The organism is Streptomyces sp. NPDC003284, assembly GCF_053589675.1.
The window spans coordinates 193,891-211,961 of record NZ_JBSFSI010000004.1 but is presented as its reverse complement, the minus strand read 5'-3'; the positions used below and the strand labels follow the sequence as shown (position 1 = coordinate 211,961).

15 protein-coding genes and 1 pseudogene are annotated in these 18,071 nt (G+C 72.0%); 7 read left to right on the top strand and 9 right to left on the bottom strand.

Annotated features, from left to right (window positions below):
* Positions 1-3 precede the first annotated feature (3 nt).
* The gene (locus ACWDYF_RS10955) at positions 4-885 is read left to right on the top strand and encodes an alpha/beta fold hydrolase (RefSeq protein WP_389467813.1); all 882 of its coding nucleotides are present in this window, start codon (positions 4-6) and stop codon (positions 883-885) included.
* 102 nt (positions 886-987) lie between these two features.
* Positions 988-1,680: an alpha/beta fold hydrolase gene (locus tag ACWDYF_RS10950; RefSeq protein ID WP_389467810.1), complete on the top strand. Its 693-nt coding sequence runs from the start codon at positions 988-990 to the stop codon at positions 1,678-1,680.
* A gap of 109 nt (positions 1,681-1,789) precedes the next feature.
* Here the strand turns inward: ACWDYF_RS10950 and ACWDYF_RS10945 are convergent, their stop codons facing one another.
* Both ACWDYF_RS10945 and ACWDYF_RS10940 read right to left on the bottom strand, forming a co-directional pair.
* A complete protein-coding gene (locus ACWDYF_RS10945; protein WP_389467808.1) occupies positions 1,790-3,094 on the bottom strand; it encodes a chitinase in 1,305 nt (434 codons plus the stop codon).
* 70 nt (positions 3,095-3,164) lie between these two features.
* Positions 3,165-4,724: a carbohydrate binding domain-containing protein gene (locus tag ACWDYF_RS10940; RefSeq protein WP_389467805.1), complete on the bottom strand. Its 1,560-nt coding sequence runs from the start codon at positions 4,722-4,724 to the stop codon at positions 3,165-3,167.
* Positions 4,725-5,431: 707 nt separating this feature from the next.
* Here ACWDYF_RS10940 and ACWDYF_RS10935 point away from each other — a divergent pair.
* A complete protein-coding gene (locus ACWDYF_RS10935) occupies positions 5,432-6,265 on the top strand; it encodes a PIG-L family deacetylase (RefSeq protein ID WP_381736469.1) in 834 nt (277 codons plus the stop codon).
* Positions 6,266-6,441: 176 nt separating this feature from the next.
* Complete coding sequence (locus tag ACWDYF_RS10930; RefSeq protein ID WP_389467923.1) at positions 6,442-7,254, top strand: class I SAM-dependent methyltransferase; 813 nt, start codon at positions 6,442-6,444, stop codon at positions 7,252-7,254.
* A gap of 248 nt (positions 7,255-7,502) precedes the next feature.
* On the opposite strand, the gene ACWDYF_RS10925 is transcribed toward ACWDYF_RS10930, so the two are convergent.
* The 6 genes and pseudogenes from ACWDYF_RS10925 to ACWDYF_RS10900 all read right to left on the bottom strand — a co-directional run bounded on the left by ACWDYF_RS10925 (position 7,503) and on the right by ACWDYF_RS10900 (position 12,492).
* Complete coding sequence (locus ACWDYF_RS10925; protein WP_389467921.1) at positions 7,503-7,820, bottom strand: FG-GAP repeat domain-containing protein; 318 nt, start codon at positions 7,818-7,820, stop codon at positions 7,503-7,505.
* 9 nt (positions 7,821-7,829) lie between these two features.
* Positions 7,830-8,438, bottom strand: a pseudogene (locus tag ACWDYF_RS10920) (S1 family peptidase); the annotation flags it as partial.
* 213 nt (positions 8,439-8,651) lie between these two features.
* On the bottom strand, positions 8,652-9,515 hold the full coding sequence (locus ACWDYF_RS10915) for a DUF3592 domain-containing protein (protein WP_389467803.1): 864 nt from the start codon (positions 9,513-9,515) through the stop codon (positions 8,652-8,654).
* Between the two features lie 26 nt (positions 9,516-9,541).
* Positions 9,542-10,672, bottom strand: a complete 1,131-nt coding sequence (locus ACWDYF_RS10910) for a hypothetical protein (protein ID WP_389467800.1) — start codon at positions 10,670-10,672, stop codon at positions 9,542-9,544.
* Positions 10,673-10,843: 171 nt separating this feature from the next.
* On the bottom strand, positions 10,844-11,584 hold the full coding sequence (locus tag ACWDYF_RS10905) for a class I SAM-dependent methyltransferase (protein ID WP_389467797.1): 741 nt from the start codon (positions 11,582-11,584) through the stop codon (positions 10,844-10,846).
* Between the two features lie 155 nt (positions 11,585-11,739).
* Positions 11,740-12,492 (bottom strand): GntR family transcriptional regulator, encoded by a 753-nt coding sequence (locus ACWDYF_RS10900; RefSeq protein WP_389467795.1) that lies wholly within the window; start codon positions 12,490-12,492, stop codon positions 11,740-11,742.
* A 312-nt stretch (positions 12,493-12,804) separates the two neighbouring features.
* On the opposite strand from ACWDYF_RS10900, the gene ACWDYF_RS10895 reads away from it, so the two are divergent.
* The 3 genes from ACWDYF_RS10895 to ACWDYF_RS10885 all read left to right on the top strand — a co-directional run bounded on the left by ACWDYF_RS10895 (position 12,805) and on the right by ACWDYF_RS10885 (position 16,658).
* Positions 12,805-13,776 (top strand): nucleoside hydrolase, encoded by a 972-nt coding sequence (locus ACWDYF_RS10895; protein ID WP_381736464.1) that lies wholly within the window; start codon positions 12,805-12,807, stop codon positions 13,774-13,776.
* Positions 13,777-13,785: 9 nt separating this feature from the next.
* Complete coding sequence (gene uriT, locus ACWDYF_RS10890) at positions 13,786-15,207, top strand: uridine transporter UriT (RefSeq protein ID WP_389467792.1); 1,422 nt, start codon at positions 13,786-13,788, stop codon at positions 15,205-15,207.
* A gap of 473 nt (positions 15,208-15,680) precedes the next feature.
* Positions 15,681-16,658: an amidohydrolase family protein gene (locus ACWDYF_RS10885; RefSeq protein WP_389467790.1), complete on the top strand. Its 978-nt coding sequence runs from the start codon at positions 15,681-15,683 to the stop codon at positions 16,656-16,658.
* Positions 16,659-16,766: 108 nt separating this feature from the next.
* Here ACWDYF_RS10885 and ACWDYF_RS10880 read toward each other — a convergent pair whose 3' ends face one another.
* Positions 16,767-18,071 carry a Cmx/CmrA family chloramphenicol efflux MFS transporter gene (locus ACWDYF_RS10880; RefSeq protein WP_389467918.1) on the bottom strand — a complete coding sequence of 435 codons (1,305 nt, stop codon included), beginning with the start codon at positions 18,069-18,071 and terminating at the stop codon, positions 16,767-16,769.

Genomic DNA, 18,071 nt, shown 5'->3' with positions numbered 1-18,071 from the left:
CGCATGCCGATCGTCGACGTGTCCTCCGGGGTGTCTCTCGCGTACGAGACCTTCGGCGACCCCGGGGACCCTCCTGTACTGCTCGTGATGGGTTTCGGGGCGCAGATGCTCGCCTGGCACGAGGACTTCTGCCGGGCGCTGGCAGATCGCGGCCGTCACGTCATCCGGTACGACAACCGCGACTGCGGGCTGTCCACCAAGTTCGAGGAACACCCCGTCGACATGGGCGAGTTCATCGCCGCCGTGAGTTCCGGAGACATTCCGGCCGCTCTCGCGATGGTTCCCTACCGGCTTCTCGACATGGCCGACGACGGCTTCGGCCTGCTCACCGCGCTGGGTGTCGAACGCGCCCATGTGGTCGGTGCCTCGATGGGCGGAATGATCGCTCAGACGATGGCCCTTTCCCACCCCGAGCGGGTGCTGACCCTGACGTCGATGATGTCCTCGACCGGCGAGAGCGCGTACGGCCAGGCCGCCCCGGAGGCCCAGGCGGTGCTGTTCAGACCCAGGCCCCCGGACCGCGAGGGGTACATCGCGGCGGCGGCCGAGGAACTCGTGTGGGCCTCCAAGCGCTACGGCGACGCGGCGGTGCTGCGCGAGCTGGCCGCCGACAGCTACGACCGGGCCTACTGCCCCGAGGGGACCGGGCGACAGCTCGGCGCGATGATCCTCAGCGGTTCACGCGCGGACGCGCTCCGTGAGCTGCGGGTGCCGACACTGGTGATCCACGGCCTGGACGACACACTGATCGACCCCAGCGGCGGGGAACGCACCGCGGACCTGGTGCCCGGCGCCGAACTCCTGCTGGTCCCCGACATGGGCCACGACCGCCCCCGGGAACTCTGGCCCCAGCTCATCGACGCCCTGGTGGCCCACAGCGGCTGAGCGCGCGGCCCCGCCGCGCGCACTCCTCGGCCGGAGCCCGTTGTCAGAGCCTCCCGATAGCGTGCCGGCAACCAGCTCCGACTCGTCCCAGGGAGAACCGCCATGGACATCCTGCTCATCGCCGGCTTGTGGCTCGACGGATCCGCCTGGGACGACGTCGTGCCGGAACTCACCGCGCTCGGTCACCGTCCCGTGCCGCTCACCCTCCCGGGCCAGGGCGACGGTGCCGCCGCCGCGACGCTCGACGAGCAGGTGGAGACCGTCGTTGCGGCGGTGGACGCGGCGCCCGGAAGGCCGCTGGTGGTGGGGCACTCCGCGGCATCGACCCTGGCCTGGCTGGCCGCCGACGCACGGCCGGAGAAGGTGGCCAAGGTCGCCCTGATCGGTGGCTTCCCCGCCTCCGACGGGCGGTCGTACGCCGATCACTTCGCGATCGAGGGCGGGGCCGTGCCCTTCCCGGGCTGGGGCCCCTTCGAGGGCGCGGACGCCGCCGACCTGGACCAGCAGGCCCGCGACCGCTTCGCGTCCGCCGCGGTCCCCGTCCCCGAGGCGGTCGTCAGGGGAGTGGTACGCCTGACCGACGAGCGCCGCTTCGACGTCCCCGTCGTGGTCGTCTGCCCCGAGTTCACCCCGGCCCAGGCCGAGAAGTGGATCGGCTCCGGTGAGAGTCCTGAGCTCGCTCGCGCCGCTCATCTCGCATACGTGGACATCGACTCGGGCCACTGGCCGATGATCACCCGTCCCCGCGAACTCGCCCGCGTCCTGGCGGAGGCCGCCGGTTCCTGGAGAGGCTAGAGAGGCTGGAGAGGGAGGACGGCGGACCATCGGGGTGCGTCGGACCGAGGCCGGCCGGGTCCCGTTTCCGGGACCCGGCCGGCCTCGCCATGTGCAGAGGGCGCGGGGTTCAGCAGGAGCCGAGGTCCTGCCAGACGCCCCAGTCCCCGGTGGTTCCGGGCTCCTCGCCCTGCGTCCACCACTTGGCCTTCCAGTCGTGGCCGTTCCAGGAGACCGAGGTGCCGCCGGTGTAGACCTGCGAGGAGTTCCACGCGGTGATCGTGCAGGTCGAACCGCCACCGGATCCACCGCTCGTGGTCCCGCCGTCCGTGGTGCCGCCGTCCGTCGTACCACCCGTGGTGGTACCGCCGGTCGTCGTCCCTCCGGTCGTCGTGCCGCCCGATGCCGTCCCGCCGGACGTGGTGCCCCCGGACGTCGTGCCGCCCGACGACCCGGAGCCCCCCGCGTAGGCCATGAAGGCGTCGGTGAACGCCAGGCTGCTCTGGCTGATCTGGCTGCACGTCGACAGCGAGTTGGCGCTGCCGCTGCACGGCTGGTCGCGGTTGATCGACCAGAACGACAGCCGCCCGACGCCGTGTTGCTCGGCGAATTTCTCCACGGCTGCCGCGTCCGCCAGCGTGAACGTCGAACCGTCGTCGTTCTTGCCGATCATCGGGGTGATCCCGAGGTTCGCATAGGTGTAGCTCGCGTCGACGGACTGCATCTGGGCCAGCGTCGCCTGCGCGGCGGCGATCGAGCCCTGGCCCATCTCGGTCCCGGTGCCCGAGTAGTAGTCCATGGTCATGATGTTGACCACGTCGATCTTGACGCCCGCGCTCTTCGCGGCCTTGAGGATGTTGACGCCGTCATTGGTCAGTCCGCTCGCCAGGACCGGCAGGGTCATGGAGAACGACAGGTTCGGGTTGGCCGCCTTGAGGGCCTTCATCGCCTGCATGTGGCGTGCCGCGGCGGCGGTGTCCGCCACCGCCGCGCCCTCGACGTCGAAGTCCAGCTGGGTGACGCCGTAGGTGTCGATCAGTTTCTGGTAGCCGGCCTGGATCGAACTCGGGGTCGAGCACGTCCAGGCCAGCGGCAGGCCGCTCGCGCCGCCCGAGGAGATGATCAGGGACGCGCCCTCGGACTTCGCCTTGGCGATCAGCGGGTCGGTGAAGGAGTCGTTGCCGATCGGCAGGGTGTCGCCCCAGATCTGGTTGCAGCCCGAGCCGAGGACGAAGGCCGCCGTGTACGCCTTGAGGTGGTGGCCGGTGATGGCGGTGTCGAGCATGCCTTCCTGGCTGTTCGACATGTCGACGTAGGGGGCGACGGAGTAGACGTCGGCCGTCGCGGCCTCACCGCTGGGAGCCAGGGCGAGGACCGAACCGGCGGTCACGAGCGCGAGCGCGGAGGCGGAGGCCGCCCATTTCGCGAAGTTCATGGAAGTCCCTCGGGCTGAGGTGGGGGGGAGCGGAGGTGATCCGTTCAGGCAGGGGGGGAGGCAGCGAGCGTCAACGGCCCTGGAGGGACCTGACGTTGTCGCCGAACGTCCAGCTCCGCGAGCCGTCCCAGTTGAGGGACCACGTCATGAGGCCCTTGAGCTGGCCGCTGAAGGCGTTCCACGACTGGCTGACCAGGCCGGGCGCCATGTAGCCGCCGCCCGCGCCGGGTTGGGCGGGCAGACCCGGGACCTGCTTGTCGTACGGCACCTTGATCGTGGTGCCCTGGACGACCAGTCCGTTGTTCAGGCACGTGGTCTGCGCGGTGAAGCCCGCGACCGTGCCCGCCTCGTACGAGTCACCGGAGCAGCCGTACATGCTGCCGTTGTAGTACTGCATGTTGAGCCACCACAGGCGGCCGTTGTCCACGTACTTCTTCACGATCGGCAGGTACGCGCCCCAGATCGAGCCGTACGTGACGCTGCCGCCGGTGACGTAGGCGGTCTCGGGCGCCATCGTCAGGCCGAAACCGGCCGGCATCTGCGACAGCACGCCGTCGATGATGCGCTCCAGGTTGGCCTGGGAGGCGGAGAGGGTGTTGATGTTGCCGCTGCCGGACAGGCCGGTCTCGATGTCGATGTCGATCCCGTCGAAGTTGTACTGCTTGAGGATCGGCACCACCGTCGCCACGAAGCGGTCGGCGACCGAGCTGGAGGACAGGTCGATGCCCGCTGCCGCGCCGCCGATCGACATGAGGATCGTGGCGCCCGCGGCCTTGGCCTGGCACATCTCGGCGGGCGTCGACACCTTGACGCCCGAGTCCATGCCGTCCTGCCACTGGACGGTGCCGTCCGAGAGGATCACCGGGAAGGCGGCGTTGATGACGTTGTATCCGTGCGCGGCGATCCGGCTGTCGGTGATGGGAACCCAGCCCATGCCGGGGTGCACCCCGTTGGCGGCGCCGTCCCAGTTCTCCCAGTAGCCCTGGAGGACCTTGCCCGAAGGCTTGGGCTTGGTCGGGCAGGTGCTGCCCGGCGGGTTGGTGGGCGGAGGACTGGTGGGCGGCTGACTGGTCGGCGGAGGTGTGGTGGGGGGCGTCGTCGGCGGAGTGGTGGGCGGGGTGGTGGGGGGTGTGGTCGGCGGAGTCGTGGGCGGAGTGCTCTGGTTCCCGCCGGGTCCGCTGAGCACCACGTCGTCGGCGACGTAGGCCGGTTGGCCGTACCAGCCGTGCAGGAAGATCGTCACCGAGGTGACGCCGGTACCGGTGGTGAAGTCGACGCTGAGCTGGCCGTATGAGGAGTTGCCCGGCGCCCAGGTCGAGGGGTCGCTGCCCGCGCCGGTGCCGGTGGCCCCGAGGTAGGCGTACGAACCCTGGACGTAAGCGCTCAGCGTGTACCGGGAGTTGGGCTGCACGCTGACGGTCTGGGCGCACTGCGCGTTGTCCTGGCCGGACGGCGTCGCCTTGAGGGCGCCGGAACCGGAGTGCACCGGGCTCGTCACGGCCGCCGCACCGGAGCCGGCCGAGCACGTCCAGCCCGAAAGCCCACTCTCGAAACCGGGGTTGGAGACCAGGTTGGTGGTCGCGGCGCCCGCCGAACCGGAGTTCACCAGAGCGAGGGCGGTGCCGACCATGGCGACCGCTGCGGCGCCTGCGAGGACGCGCTGCCCGACGGCCGAGCGCGGGGCGGTGCGAGGCTGACCGGCACCGGTCGGATCTGCCGGATCTAGAGGACGCAACCTCCGACGGAACATGCTGTGCTCCCTTCTCGCCACGTGCCCTGGGCACGTGCAAGGTGTGGAGGGGCGTGACGCCCGGCTCAGGTGAAGTGGAGTCATACGGCGGTGACCGTCGGGATCGTAGGGTGGGCGGCAGGGCGCGTCAATAGGTCTGGACCAAAGGCGCGGTGAGGCTCAGGGCAAGACCCGTCGCACGGGCTCCCCTTCCGGGCCGCCAAGTCCACCTGAGGCGCGAACCGCCGCCACGAGCCGGCGGTTCCCCGTCGCCCCGGACACGGCGTACCGGCCACCTGAGTCGGCCCTATCGGTGAACGTCCCGCCGGGCTCGCCGGGCTCGTCGGGCTCGCCGGGTGGCGGGCCCGGACCGAGCGACGTCTCGTCGCCGTGATCACGGCGCTGAGCCTGTCGGAGTCCTGGTCGGGCGCGTCTCCGCGGACCGGGAACAGTCGGCGCGAACGGTGCTGTTGCATGGACAGGGGACCGGGACCCGCGCGGGCGGGGAACACGGAGAACGCAGGGTCGTCTCCGGCAATCCGTACCCTCGGGATCGTGGTACACCCGCCGCGCACTCGAACCGACACATATGTATGCAGGAGGATCTTATGACCGACCGGCCCTTGACGCTCATGGCCGTGCATGCCCACCCCGACGACGAGGCCACCGGAACCGGAGGGATCCTCGCGCGGTACGCGGCGGAGGGCGTCCGCACGGTTCTCGTGACGTGTACCGACGGCGGCTGCGGGGACGGGCCGGGAGGTGTCAAGCCGGGCGATCCGGGACACGATCCGGCGACCGTCGCCGCGATGCGCCGTCGAGAGCTTGAGGCGAGCTGCGACATCCTGAAGATCAGCGACCTGGAGACGCTGGACTACGCCGACTCCGGGATGATGGGCTGGCCGGGCAACGATGCCCCGGGATCCTTCTGGCGGACCCCCGTGGAGGAGGGCGCCGCCCGGCTCGCGGAGCTTATGCGGCACTACCGGCCCGACGTGGTCGTCACCTATGACGAAAACGGTTTCTATGGCCACCCCGACCACATCCAGGCCCACCGCATCACCATGGCGGCATTGAAGACGACCGATCTGACACCGAAGGTGTACTGGACGACGATGCCCCACTCGACGATGCGGCGGTTCGAGGAGGCCATGCGCGAGTTCCACGAGGACATGCCGGAACCGGATCCCGCCGAGGCCGCCGCGATGGCCGAGATAGGTCTCCCCGACGATGAGATCACCACGTGGGTGGACGCCACCGCGTTCAGCGGCCAGAAGTTCGACTCGCTGGCCGCGCACGCCAGCCAGGGCGAGAACATCTTCTTCCTCAAGATGGGCCAGGAGCGGTTCGGCGAGCTGATGGGTGTGGAGACCTTCGTGCGCGTCCAGGACACCACCGGAGCGGCCCTGCCCGAGGACGACCTCTTCGCCGGACTCCGCTGACCCTGCGCCGGGGGAGGTCCCCTCCTCCCCGTAAGACCGTTGGCTCCGCCGCTGCCGGACGCACCAGGACCCGGCAGCCCGGGGCACGACGGGCGATGCCCGGTGGGCCGCTCGTCGTGCCCGCCGTCTACGCTGGCGCGGTGACTGATGACCAGGAGCGGGTGCGGCCGTCGGGAGTGTGGGCCACGGCCGTGGGGGTGGCGAGGGTCCGGGCGCTGGAGACCGAGCGGGAGAACGCGCTGTTCCGTGACCCGCTGGCACGGGCCTTCGCGGCCGCCGGCGGCCTGTGGCCCTCCTCGCCGCCGCCCGACGACGAGGCCGCGCGCCGCCGTCGGCTGGCCGTTTCGTTCTCCATCGTCATCAGGACGAAGTTCCTCGACGACCTGGTGCGGCAGGCCGCCGGGTCCGGTATCCGGCAGATCGTGCTGCTCGGCGCCGGTATGGACAGCCGGGCCTTCCGGATCGACTGGCCCGAGGGCACCCGGCTGTTCGAGGTCGACACCGCCGCGCCCCTGGACTTCAAGGCATCGGTGCTGCGCCGGGAGCGGGCCGTCCCGCGCTGCGAGCGGATCACCGTCGCGGCTGATCTGCGTGAGGACTGGCCGGGCGCGCTGGCAGCCGCAGGGCACGACCCGGCCGTCCCGACCGTGTGGATCGCCGAGGGCCTCCTGATCTATCTGCCCGAGGACGCGGTGGACCTGCTGCTGGCCCGGATCGGCACGCAGTCGGCGGCGGGCAGCCGGATGGGGCTGACCCTGGGCTCGCGCGGCACGATCGAACGCTTCGGCGCGGACGCCGCGCCGGGCTCGGCGGCGTCCCTGTGGGTCTCGGAGATGCCCGACGACCCGGTGGCCTGGCTGGCAGGGCACGGCTGGGAGGCGACCGGCCACACCCTGCGCGAGCGCGCCGCCGCCTACGGCCGCCCGGTCAGGACCCCGCCGCAGCGCGAGGAGCGGCCCGGCGGACTGATCTCGGCGGTCCGCCGGTGAAGCCGCCTGCCTGATGCCGGGTCGACGGAACCAGGGTTTCTGCGACCGGCAGACCCTGTCGACGTCGGCACGTCCTGCCTGCCTGCCTGGCTGGCCTGCCTGGCCGCGGAAGCGGTCCGACGCTTCGACGGGCCGGGCGTGGACCGGCCCTCCGGGAACAGCCTGTGCTATCGGAGGGCCGGGCGGCGGCAGGACGGATCACTCCGTGCGGAGGAGCCGGCCGTCCGGCACACCATGGAGGCAGCGGGTCAGAGAGTGATCATGACCTTGCCCTGGTCCCAGTAGGTGCCGTGGTTGGTGCGGATGGCGATGTTGCCGTCCTTGGTGTGCACGATCATGTCGGCCTTGCCGTCGCCGTCGACGTCGGCGAAGTACAGTCGGCCCAGGTCCTTCCAGGTCACGAAGAGGTTCCAGCCGCCGGACATGACCTGGCCCGGGGCGAAGGTGTCACCCTGGTTGCGGTGGACGACGATGTCGCCGTTGGTGCGCAGGACGACCAGATCGGCCTTGCCGTCGCCGTCGATGTCGGCCGAGTAGTTCCGGTCGCGGTTACGGACGTCCTTCACCCAGTCCGCGAGGCCGTCGACCCTGGCGTCCACCGCACCGGTCCGGGTCTCCGTCTCGCCGAAGCACCCACCCTGCCAGGAAAGACTGTGGACGGCGGTCAGCTCGACCTCAGCACCCTTGCGGCGCAGGGCCGGGCCACCGGCGTCGCCCTTGCAGACGGAGACTCCGTCCTGGCCGGTCAGCGCCACGGTGGTGCCGGCCACGGAATCCACCCGGAAGTCACCCGTGTGCAACTGGTCCGGGACCCACTCGGTGGCGGTCCACCCGAATCCGGAACCGAGCAGGGTCTCACCCGCCGTGGGGGCCTCGGCGGCCAGGACCACCGGCTTGACCGCGGTGACGGGCTCGGCCAGCCGGACCATGGCCACGTCCCGGTCGTCACGCGGAACCACCTCGACGACGTCGAGGGTCTACTTGCCCACGGTCGCACTGGACTTCAGCACAGGCTTGCCCGGCTTGACGACGGCACCCGGAGTGGGAGCGAAGCAGCTCGTGGCCGTCAGCAGCCACTGCTGCTGCACCAGCGCGCCGGAGCAGGCGCGCATGGTGTCGCCCTCGCCGATGCGGAGCCGGGCGGCGAATGCCTGGTCACCTGCGGCGGCGGGTGCGCCGGACATCGCGTGCGCGACCGGCGCCGCGGTGAGCAGTCCGGCGGCGACCGCCAGGACGACACCGGCGGTCACGGTGCCGCGAGCCTGCCGGGAGCGGGTTCTTATATCGGGCAACGTATTTCCTTCCCCCGCCATGGAACTGACGGGTCGCTCATTGACTGAGCCGATCCACCCGGTCCGCCGCGTCCTCGTGGGATCGGCCGGAACCCCTCCCGCTCCTCAGAGGAACACCACCCCCGCCACGGCTGTCGCCGCGAGCACGAGGACCATCAGGGCGTTGAACGTCACGTCCTGCCCCTGTGAGCGCTGTTCGGCCGCGCGGTCCAGAGTGAAGTCGGCCGGATCGGCGGGCGTGTAGTGGACCGTGACCTCACGGCCGTACGCGTCGGCGGGGTCCGCCAGATGCGAGGTGCAGTGGGCCGTGACAGCCGTGCCCTCACGGGTGGTGAACGACACGACCGGGGTGATGGTGGTCCAGGCGTGGCCGTCGTCCTGGTCGATGCTGACGTCCTTCAGGACCGCGACGACCCGTCCCGGCACGGTGTCCATCGCGGCCAGCACGCTGAGGCGTTCGCGCCTGGCGCGTACCGTCCCGGGCAGGTGGGCGGCGGCGTAGAGCGCGCACGGACCGCCGAAGCCGATCAGCGCCCAAGGCCACCCCTGCTCGACGGCGGCGAGGACCACCAGCCCGACGTAGACCAGGAAGAGCGCGCAACCGGGCCGGCCCAGTCCGCGACCGGGCCGCTCGGGGCGGTCGGAGAACCGGTAGGCGTGCGGTCTGCCCCGCGGGTGGCTGACCCCGATCTCCCGGCCCTCCCATGCCGCGGTGATCATCTCGCCGCGCTCACCGTCGTTCGTCACGGTGACCTCCTGCCCGGAGACCGGATCGCGGTAGGTGACGACCACCGGTATCCCGCCCTTGCGGGAGCCGCCGTGCCGGGATTCCCGCACCTGCTCGATCCGCCCCGTGAGCCGGACCGTCCGCTGCGGCCCGCTCACCCCAGCCAGCGCCATGGTGCAGCCGACCAGCGCCAGTACACCCCACACCGCACACCACAGCACCAGAAACTCGTCCCACCCCATGCGCGCCCCTCCTCCGTTTGATCCGGTCAACTGCCGCTGCGTCGACGTACGGTGCCCTGCCCGTCCGCCTCCAGCGTCGCCGTGCCGCCGTCGCCGGTGACCACGACTCTGAGCGTGAGCGAGCCGGTGATGCCGTCGGCGGTCAGCTGCCAGCTCCGCGGGGAGCCGGTACCGAGGGTGGTTCTGGCCTCCTCGACCAGGCCGGGCAGGCGGTCGAAGGGCAGGGAACGCGGGTCGAACCCGGCGCTCCGCACACCGGTGGGGGAGAAGACGACCGTCAGCAGACGGTCCTGCACGACGACGGTGAGTGCCCGGCGCCTGTCCGTGTACTCCGTGTTCCCTGTGTTTCCCGTGTTCTCCGTCAACGACTCGACAGCCTTGCGCAGTTCGCCCCGGTCGAGCATCGACTGGCCCGGTCCGATGGTGACCGTGCCGGTCGCCGACGTCACCGTGGTCGTGGACGACGAGGTCGACGAGGACGTGGACGACGAGGAGGAGACGGACGGCCTTCGGGGGGCGCCGCTCTCGTCGGTGCCGAACAGGTCGGCACGGAACAGCAGGAGCACGGCGCCCGCGCCGAGCAACAGGCCGAGAAGGGTGAGGAGACCGCCGACACAGCCCACCGGGGGATCACTCTTCAAGGCCGGGCCGGGCACCGAATCCACCTGGGCCCCGGCGGCTCGCTCCTCCCACTCCGGGGTGGGCCGCTTCACGATCCGTGTCTTCGCCGGGCGGTCCGGGGGATACTCGACCACCACGATGCCGCGCAGCCGGTAGTCGGGCAGTTCGACGAGGTTGATGTCCTGCCGTATCTCGACGCGGTATCCGGGTGCTTCGTCCGGCGCCACGGACAGCTCGAACCGCACGGGTACGTCGCTGCTCTCGCCGCCGACGGCCTCCAGGCTCTCGATCACCGCGAGCGCCGTGCGCGGTACGACGGCCGCCTCACGGGCCCGGCGCGGCAGCGTGGCGAGGAAGAGGACCAGACCGTACACCGCGGGCAGGACCAGCCCCACGACGACCAGCAGCGCCTTCTCGACGACGCACCCGCCGATGAAGGCGGTCAGGGACGCCCCGATCACCCCGCCGGTCAGGAGCCCGCGGGCGAGATCGGCGGGTGTGCTGTGCGCGGGCTGCGCGTCCGCGGTGAAGGTCATGTGGGCGATTGTGCACGCCAGGACCAACGGCCGACAGCCCTGTGGAAAACCCCTCGCGAAAGATCGTGGAAGACCGCGAAGGGGCGCGGACGAGCGGCACCGGCCCTGGTCGGCGGAGGGTAGGGGGGAACACTCTCACGGCTCGGTGCGGCGGTGCGTGCGGCGCGGTGCCTACGGTTTGTGGGTCACCCAGAGCGTTTCCGCCGGCCAGCGGTGTGCCCAGTCAGGCGGGTCGGTTCGGTTGTAGCCGTTGGCTGTTCCGGGGTCGGGCCGCGGCTCGATGAGGTCGTCGATGACGAGACCCGCGCCGCGCAGGACCCTGACCCAGTCGCCGTAGGTGAGCTGATAGCTGGTCGCGCCGTCGTCCTCGGCGATGGCGTCCAGCCCGAAGTAGTCCTGCTGCAGTGTCGTGGTCGCGTGCCCGGCGGCTTCGTCGTAGCAGGCTTCGAACCATGGGCTGGCGACGTTGAACACCAGGCGTCCACCGCGGCGCAGGACGCGTGCGGCCTGCGGGACGGCCAGGTGCGGGGGCGCCCAGCTGAGCCCGCCGTAGTCGCAGAACACCAGGTCGAAGCTGGCGGCGGCGAACGGGAGGTGTTCGGCGGCGCCTTGTACCAGCGGATAGCGGGCCGCTCCCATCGCGCGGGCCGCCGCGGCGAGTTGGGCTTCGGACAGATCGATCCCGACCACGGCGGCACCCTCGGCGGCGAGCGCCCTGGACCACTGGCCCGCGCCGCAGCCGAGTTCGAGGACGCGCTTGCCGGTGACGTCGCCCAGAGCGCGCAGGTGCGCGTCGGGGACGGCGTACGTGCCCCAGAGCCGGGGCGCCGCGCCGATCTGCGGGTCGTGCTGGTGCTGGTAGGCGCTGCTGAACTGGTTCCAGAACCGCCGGTTGGCGGGAATGCTGTCCACGCGCCGACTCAAGCACCGCCTGTCGCGGGTGGTCAACACGATTGTGGTGCGGCCGGGAGGACGCCGGGGACGCCCCACCGGCCCACCGGCCGCAGGTGTCCCGATGCGGTCGGGCGATCCCGGGCGATCCCGGGCGGGTCGCGCCGCCCGGCCCGTCAGCGGCGCGGTGCCAGATGCAGCAGCGGGGCCCCCGCCGGGAACAGGTACTTGGCGGCCATGACCGGGCGGCCCGAGACGGAGACGGTCTGGGTGAGAAGGAGCGCCGGTGTCTCCGGGGGCCGGGAGATGGCCGTACCGCGCTCCTTGCCGAGCATGGTGGCGCCCAGGGTGCTGCGGGCCGTCATCGGCAGGGGCGCGGCGTCCAGGAAGGCGGAGAGCATGGTGGCCGCCGGGTCCGGGGCGGCGGGCGCGGTGCCGAGCGCCGTGGCCAGGGCCGGGTCGACGGCGCGCAGCGTCGCCTCGTCCGCCGCCCACTCGTGCGCGAAGCACGCCGGGGCGCCGTCGATGTCGACGACCGTCTCCCAGAAGCAGGTGCGCTCCGAGGGTGCCAGACGCAGGTGGAAGCCCGAGAAGTCCGTGGGCTCCTCCAGTTCGGCCGCGAGGCGGCGGCAGCGTACGGTACCGGGACCGAGCAAGGACTCGACGGGCAGCAGACGCTCCAGGCCCGGCGCGGGCGGCGACTGGCTCACGGTGCTGCCGGAACCCTGCCGCCGGATGATGACGCCGTCCTCCTGGAGCAGGATCAGCACCTCGCGCAGCGCCGGGCGGCTGACGCCGAGCTGTGCGGCGAGGGCGGGTTCGGAGGGCAGCCGGGCGCCCGGGGGGAAGGTGCCGTCGTCGATGGCCGTGACGATGCGCTGGTAGAGCTCGACGCGGGGTGAGTGGCGGCGGTCTCCCTGCCGAGGCATCAAGGCTCCTCTTTTTGTCTGACAAATATCGCGGACCGGTATCCGGTTCGGTTCAGGATAGCTCGCCGGTGCGTCGGCCGTCCCGCCGCGGTTCGCGGATCGCTCCTGCCTTGTCCTGCCTGCGTAAAACGGTTCCTCGCCGCCTCGAAGCGGGAGGGGGCGTGTTCAGCGTCACTCTTGTGCTCGCGGTGGGGCCGTGCCTAACCTCTCGCCAGCCCACCGAAAGCTGTCTGACAACTTGAGGGTGGTGCCGTCGGGTGGCGCCTCCGCGCGACCCCAGGACTGCCCGCAGGACTCCCCGAAAGAGGCGACATGTCCGTCCTCGCATCACGTCCGCTGCTCATGGACTGCGACACCGGCATCGACGATGCCGTCGCACTGCTGTACCTGTGCCAGACCCCGGGTGTCGAGCTGCGCGCGGTCACCACGGTCGCGGGCAACACCAGCGCCGAGCAGGCCGCCCGCAACACCCTCCAGGTCCTTGAGGTCGCCGGGCGCACCGACATCCCGGTGGCCGCGGGCGCCGCGACGACCCTCCGCGGCGACGTGAACGCCGATGCGAGTTTCGTCCACGGTGAGGGAGGTCTCGGCGGTGTCGGCCTGCCCGCCCCCTCCGCCGGTACGGACCCCCGGCACGCCGCGGACCTCATCATCGACACCGCCCGCCGGGCCGGCGGGGACCTGCACATCCTGGCCACCGCCCCGCTGACCAACCTGGCCCTCGCCCTGCGCAAGGAACCCCGGCTGCCGGAACTGGTCTCCCGCGTCACCGTGATGGGCGGCGCCGTCCACCACCCCGGCAACATCAGCCCGGTCGCCGAGGCGAACATCGGCCACGACCCCGAAGCGGCCGCACTGGTGCTGGCGGCCGACTGGGACCTCACCCTCGTCCCGCTCGACGTGACGATGCGGGAGAACCTCACCGAGGCGCACCGGCAGCGGCTGCTCGCCCACGGCTCGCCGGTGAGCCGGCTCGCCGGTGAGATCCTCGACTTCTACTTCACCTTCCACGAGGAGACCGCGCTGCCCTTCCGCGGATCCGCCTGCCACGATCCCCTCGCGGCCGGTATCGCCGTCGGCGAGGTCACCCCGGTCCTCGCGCCGCGCCTGCACGTCACCGTGGACACCGCGGACGGCGCGGCCCGCGGCGCGCTCGTCGCGGACACCCGGGGCATCCACCTGGGCTACCCGGAGCAGCCCGGCGCCCGTGCCGCCGTCGTGCTCAAGACCGACGGCACCTTCCCGGACCTCCTCGTCGACCGGCTCTGCCAGACCGGGAAGTGAGACGGCGCGATGACCACTGACCTGACCACCCGGCCGGCGAGGACGGCGACCGGGACCGCGGCGCTCATGACGGCGCTGCTCGCCGCGTGCACGGCCTTCCAGCTCAACGCCAGCATGCTGAGCCCGGCCCTGGTGACCATGGCCCGCGAGCTGCACACCGACGAGACGAACACCGGCCTCTCGCAGACCGTGTTCTTCACCGCGTCCGCGATGTTCTCCCTGTTCCTGCCCCGCTACAGCGACATCGTGGGCCGCAAGAGGGTGCTGCGCTGGATGCTCGTCCTCATGGCGGCGGGAACCGTCCTGGCCGCGCTGGCCCCGAACATCGCGGTCCTCGACATCGCACGGGCCGCGCAGGGCGCCTCCGGACCCGTCGTGCAGATCTCCCTGCTGATGCTGCGCTCCGAGATCACCGACCCCAAGCGGTTCGGCACCCTGATGGGCGTGGTCGCGGCGGTCAACGGCGGCATCGCGGGGGTGGACGCGCTCGCCGGTGGCTGGCTCGCCGGGCACCACGGCTTCCGCAGCATCTTCTGGGTGATCGCGGTGGTCGCCGTGCTCGCGGCGGTCCTGGTCCAGATGAACTGCCCGGAGTCCCGGCCCTCCGCCGGAACCCCGATGGACTGGGCGGGCGTGGTCCCCCTCGTGCTGAGCGTCGCCGCGCTGCTGCTCGCCGTGGACGAGGCGGAGAAGCTCGGAGCGGCGAACTGGCCGTACGCGAGCGGGCTCCTGGTCGTCGCCGTGGCCGCGTTCGCGGTGTTCTGGCGGACGGAGAAGCGCGGCAGCGACCCCCTGGTCCGGATCGACGACCTGCGCCGACGCGCCACCTGGGCCCCGCTGCTGACGACCCTGCTGACGCTCATGGGCGTGTTCGCCACCGTCAACGGCGTGCTGATGTCGTTCGTGCAGAACGACAGAGCGGGCTTCGGCATGGGAGCCACCTCGGCCTCGGTGGTGTTCCTGACCCCGTTCGCGCTGGTCGGCTGGCTCGTGGGCCCGTTCACCGGCCGGCTGGCGCCGGTCCTCGGCTACCGGCGGGTGCTCCGCGCGGGTCTGGCGGGCAGCGCGGTGGTGATCGCCTTCATGGCCCTCGTCGGCGTGCACTCGCTGCCGGTGATGATCGCCTGCACCGTGCTGCTCGGCCTCACCTACGCGGGTGTGGCCAACATCGTGCTCAACCTGCTCGGAGTCGTCCTCGCGCCGAAGGACCACCCCGGGTTCCTGCCGGGGCTGATCTCGGCCGCCTTCGGCCTCGGCGCCGGGCTGAGCTTCGCGGTGCTGTCCGCCGTACAGGTCACGGGCAGCCCGGAGGGCAGCGGCTCCACGAGCGGGTACGTGACGGCGATGCTCACCGGCGCGGTCGTCGTCGTCGCGGCGTTCGCAGCCTCCTTCCTCATCCCGCGCCCCGAGGACGCCGAGGTCACCGCCTGACGGAGGGGCGCGGGCCCGCGCACGAGCGGTACGGCACCACCGGCCGACGGGGGCGGTCTCCGCGGCGCCGCGGGCGGAGCCGCGGAGACCGCCCCGTGTGCAAGGCCCGAGCCCGGTCCGCGCTCCGAGCCTCCGCCGCCGGAGCTGACCCGCCCGCAGGGCGAGCAGGACGTGCTGACGTGTGACGCGTGACGTGGAAGAGATCCTCCATGTACGGCACCGCCACCGCCCGCAGTCCGTGACCGCGCGGCGGACCGGCCGCAGCGCACTGCTGTCGGGCACGCCGCTGCGCCGGGCGAGTTCCGCGAGCCGCCGCTGTCCCGCTCACCCTGCTTCCGTCATCCTGTTCCGTCCATCGGAACCGCTCGTGCGGATGGACGGACCCGCTTCCCGCGGTGGCGCTCGGGGGCACCCGGGAACAACCTCGGTATCCCAGAGCTTTCCAGGGCTTTCCAGAGCAACGGAGACTCCGTATGAACCCGACCGGACTCGTCGGACTCGTCGACGTACACGCCCACTACCTCACCGACGGCTATGTGGCCGCGGCCCGTGCCGCCGGTGTCGAGCATCCCGACGGCATGCCCGGCTGGCCCGCCTGGAGCGTCGAACAGCACCTCGGCCTGATGGAACGCGCCGGGATCGACAAGTCCTATCTGTCGGTCTCGTCGCCGGGTGTGCACTTCGGCGACGACGGCGCGGCCCGCGCGCTGGCCCGCGAGGTCAACGAGTCCGGTGCCCGGGTCCGCGCCGCCCACCCGCACCGGTTCGGCCTCTTCGCCTCCCTGCCCCTGCCCGACGTCGACGGCGCGCTCGCCGAGGTCGCGCACGCGTTCGACGTGCTGGGGGCGGACGGTGTGACCGTGGAGAGCAACCACCAGGGCGTCTACCTCGGCGACCCGCGCCTCGAACCGCTCTGGGAGGACCTCGACCGGCGCGGCGCCGTCGTCTTCGTCCACCCCACCTCGCCGCCGCACGCCGGTGAACTCGCCCTGGGCCGCCCCCGGCCCATGCTGGAGTTCCTCTTCGACAGCGCCCGCACCGCGAGCGACCTGCTCCTGAGCGGCGTCCTCGCCCGCCGCCCGCGCATCCGGTGGATCCTCACCCACGGCGGCGGCGTCCTGCCGCTGCTCGCCGACCGCATGGAACTCTTCCGCACCCACCTCGGCGAGGGCCCCGAGGGCCCCGCGGACGCCCCGGGCACCGTCGAACAGCTCGGCCGCCTCTGGTACGACATGGCCGGTACGCCCTTCCCGCGCCAGATCCCCGCCCTGGACGCGGCCTTCGGCACCGAGCACCTCCTCTACGGCAGCGACCACTGCTGGACGCCCGTCGAGGCCGCCCTCGCCCAGGTCGCCACCGTCGACGCCGCGCCCGCGCCGTCCGGCGCCGCCACCTGGCGCGACCTCACCACCCGCAACGCGCACCGCCTCTTCCCCGCCCTCGCGCGGTGACCGCGGTGACCGCGGGGGCGGCCCGCGGAACCCGGCCGTGCCGCGCCCGTGCAGGTCGCGGTCCGGGGTGTGGGCGTCGGCGTCGGCATGGGCGTGGGCCGGACCTGGTCAGTCGTGGCTGAGCACCGGCCGGTCGCCGTCGCCGTCGTGGCCGGAGGCCGTCGCGCAGGCCGCCGGGACGCCCTGGTCCGACGGCGTGTCCGTCACGTCGGACGTGAGCAGCGGCGCCCGGCCGTCTTCCCGCGGTGCGGAGGTCCGTACGACGCGGGACCGGCTGTGCAGCCGCAGCGAGACGGTCACCAGGGCGATCGCCACCGCGGTCATGGCCGCGCCCGCCCAGGCGGTGGAGGCGAAGCCGAAACCGGCGTCGATCACCGAGCCGCCGAGCCAGGGACCGCCGGTGTTGCCGAGGTTGAAGGCGGCCGTCGTCGTCGCGCCCGCGAGCGTGGGAGCGGCGCCCGCCACGTTGAACATGCGCGCGTTCAGCGCCGGGGCCGTGTAGAACGCCGAGAAGCCCAGCAGGAACGACAGGACCACCGCGGCCACCGGGCTGGACGCGAACAGCGCGAGGGCGACCAGCAGCACGGTGGAGGTGACGATCCCGGAGAGCAGCACACCGAACAGGTGGGCGTCGGCGACCCGGCCGCCCACCGTCGTACCGACCAGCGCCCCGACGCCGAAGAGCGCCAGCACCGTCGGCACCCAGCCGTCCGCCAGCCCGGCCACATCGGTGAGCAGCGGCGCGAGGTAGGAGAAGGCGCAGAACACGCCGCCCGCCGCCAGCGCGGTCACACCGATGGAGAGCCACACCTGCCGGTCCCGGTAGATCGCCAGCTCGCCCCTCAGCGCCGAGTGACGCTCGGGCAGCGGGATGCGCGGGATCCGGGTCAGCACACCGGCCAGCGCGATCACGGACGCCAGGGCCACCGCCCAGAACGCCGACCGCCACCCCAGGTGCTCACCGAGGAAGGCCCCGGCCGGCACCCCCAGGACGTTGGCGATCGACAGACCGCCGATCATCACCGCCATCGCGCGGGCCCGCGACGTCACCGGCACCATCGCGATGGCCACGGCCGCGCCGACCGCCCAGAAACCGGCACAGGCGAGGGCGCTCACCACCCGTGACACGAACAGGATGTCGTACGTCGGCGCCAGCGCGCCCGCGACCTGGCCGAGGCCGAACACCGAGATCAGGGCGACCAGCGTGGTCTTGCGCGGCAGCCGCAGCGTCGCGGCGGCGAGCAGCGGCGCACCGACCACCATGCCGATCGCGAACGCCGATATCAGCAGACCGGCCTGCGGAATGGACACGTCCATGTCCTCGGCGATGGGCGGCAGCAGCCCGGACAGCATGAACTCGCTCGTGCCGAGCGCGAACACGGACAGACCGAGGATGTAGACGGCGAGCGGCAT

What these genes read in the sequence shown, in the direction of transcription:
- ACWDYF_RS10955 (WP_389467813.1), top strand. Translation starts at nt 4, where the DNA reads ATGCCGATCGTCGACGTGTCCTCCGGGGTGTCTCTCGCGTACGAGACC.
- ACWDYF_RS10950 (WP_389467810.1), top strand. Translation starts at nt 988, where the DNA reads ATGGACATCCTGCTCATCGCCGGCTTGTGGCTCGACGGATCCGCCTGG.
- ACWDYF_RS10945 (WP_389467808.1), bottom strand. Translation starts at nt 3,094, where the DNA reads ATGAACTTCGCGAAATGGGCGGCCTCCGCCTCCGCGCTCGCGCTCGTG.
- ACWDYF_RS10940 (WP_389467805.1), bottom strand. Translation starts at nt 4,724, where the DNA reads ATGGTCGGCACCGCCCTCGCTCTGGTGAACTCCGGTTCGGCGGGCGCC.
- ACWDYF_RS10935 (WP_381736469.1), top strand. Translation starts at nt 5,432, where the DNA reads ATGACCGACCGGCCCTTGACGCTCATGGCCGTGCATGCCCACCCCGAC.
- ACWDYF_RS10915 (WP_389467803.1), bottom strand. Translation starts at nt 9,515, where the DNA reads ATGGGGTGGGACGAGTTTCTGGTGCTGTGGTGTGCGGTGTGGGGTGTA.
- ACWDYF_RS10910 (WP_389467800.1), bottom strand. Translation starts at nt 10,672, where the DNA reads ATGACCTTCACCGCGGACGCGCAGCCCGCGCACAGCACACCCGCCGAT.
- ACWDYF_RS10900 (WP_389467795.1), bottom strand. Translation starts at nt 12,492, where the DNA reads ATGCCTCGGCAGGGAGACCGCCGCCACTCACCCCGCGTCGAGCTCTAC.
- ACWDYF_RS10895 (WP_381736464.1), top strand. Translation starts at nt 12,805, where the DNA reads ATGTCCGTCCTCGCATCACGTCCGCTGCTCATGGACTGCGACACCGGC.
- uriT (WP_389467792.1), top strand. Translation starts at nt 13,786, where the DNA reads ATGACCACTGACCTGACCACCCGGCCGGCGAGGACGGCGACCGGGACC.
- ACWDYF_RS10885 (WP_389467790.1), top strand. Translation starts at nt 15,681, where the DNA reads ATGAACCCGACCGGACTCGTCGGACTCGTCGACGTACACGCCCACTAC.
- ACWDYF_RS10880 (WP_389467918.1), bottom strand. Translation starts at nt 18,071, where the DNA reads ATGCCGCTCGCCGTCTACATCCTCGGTCTGTCCGTGTTCGCGCTCGGC.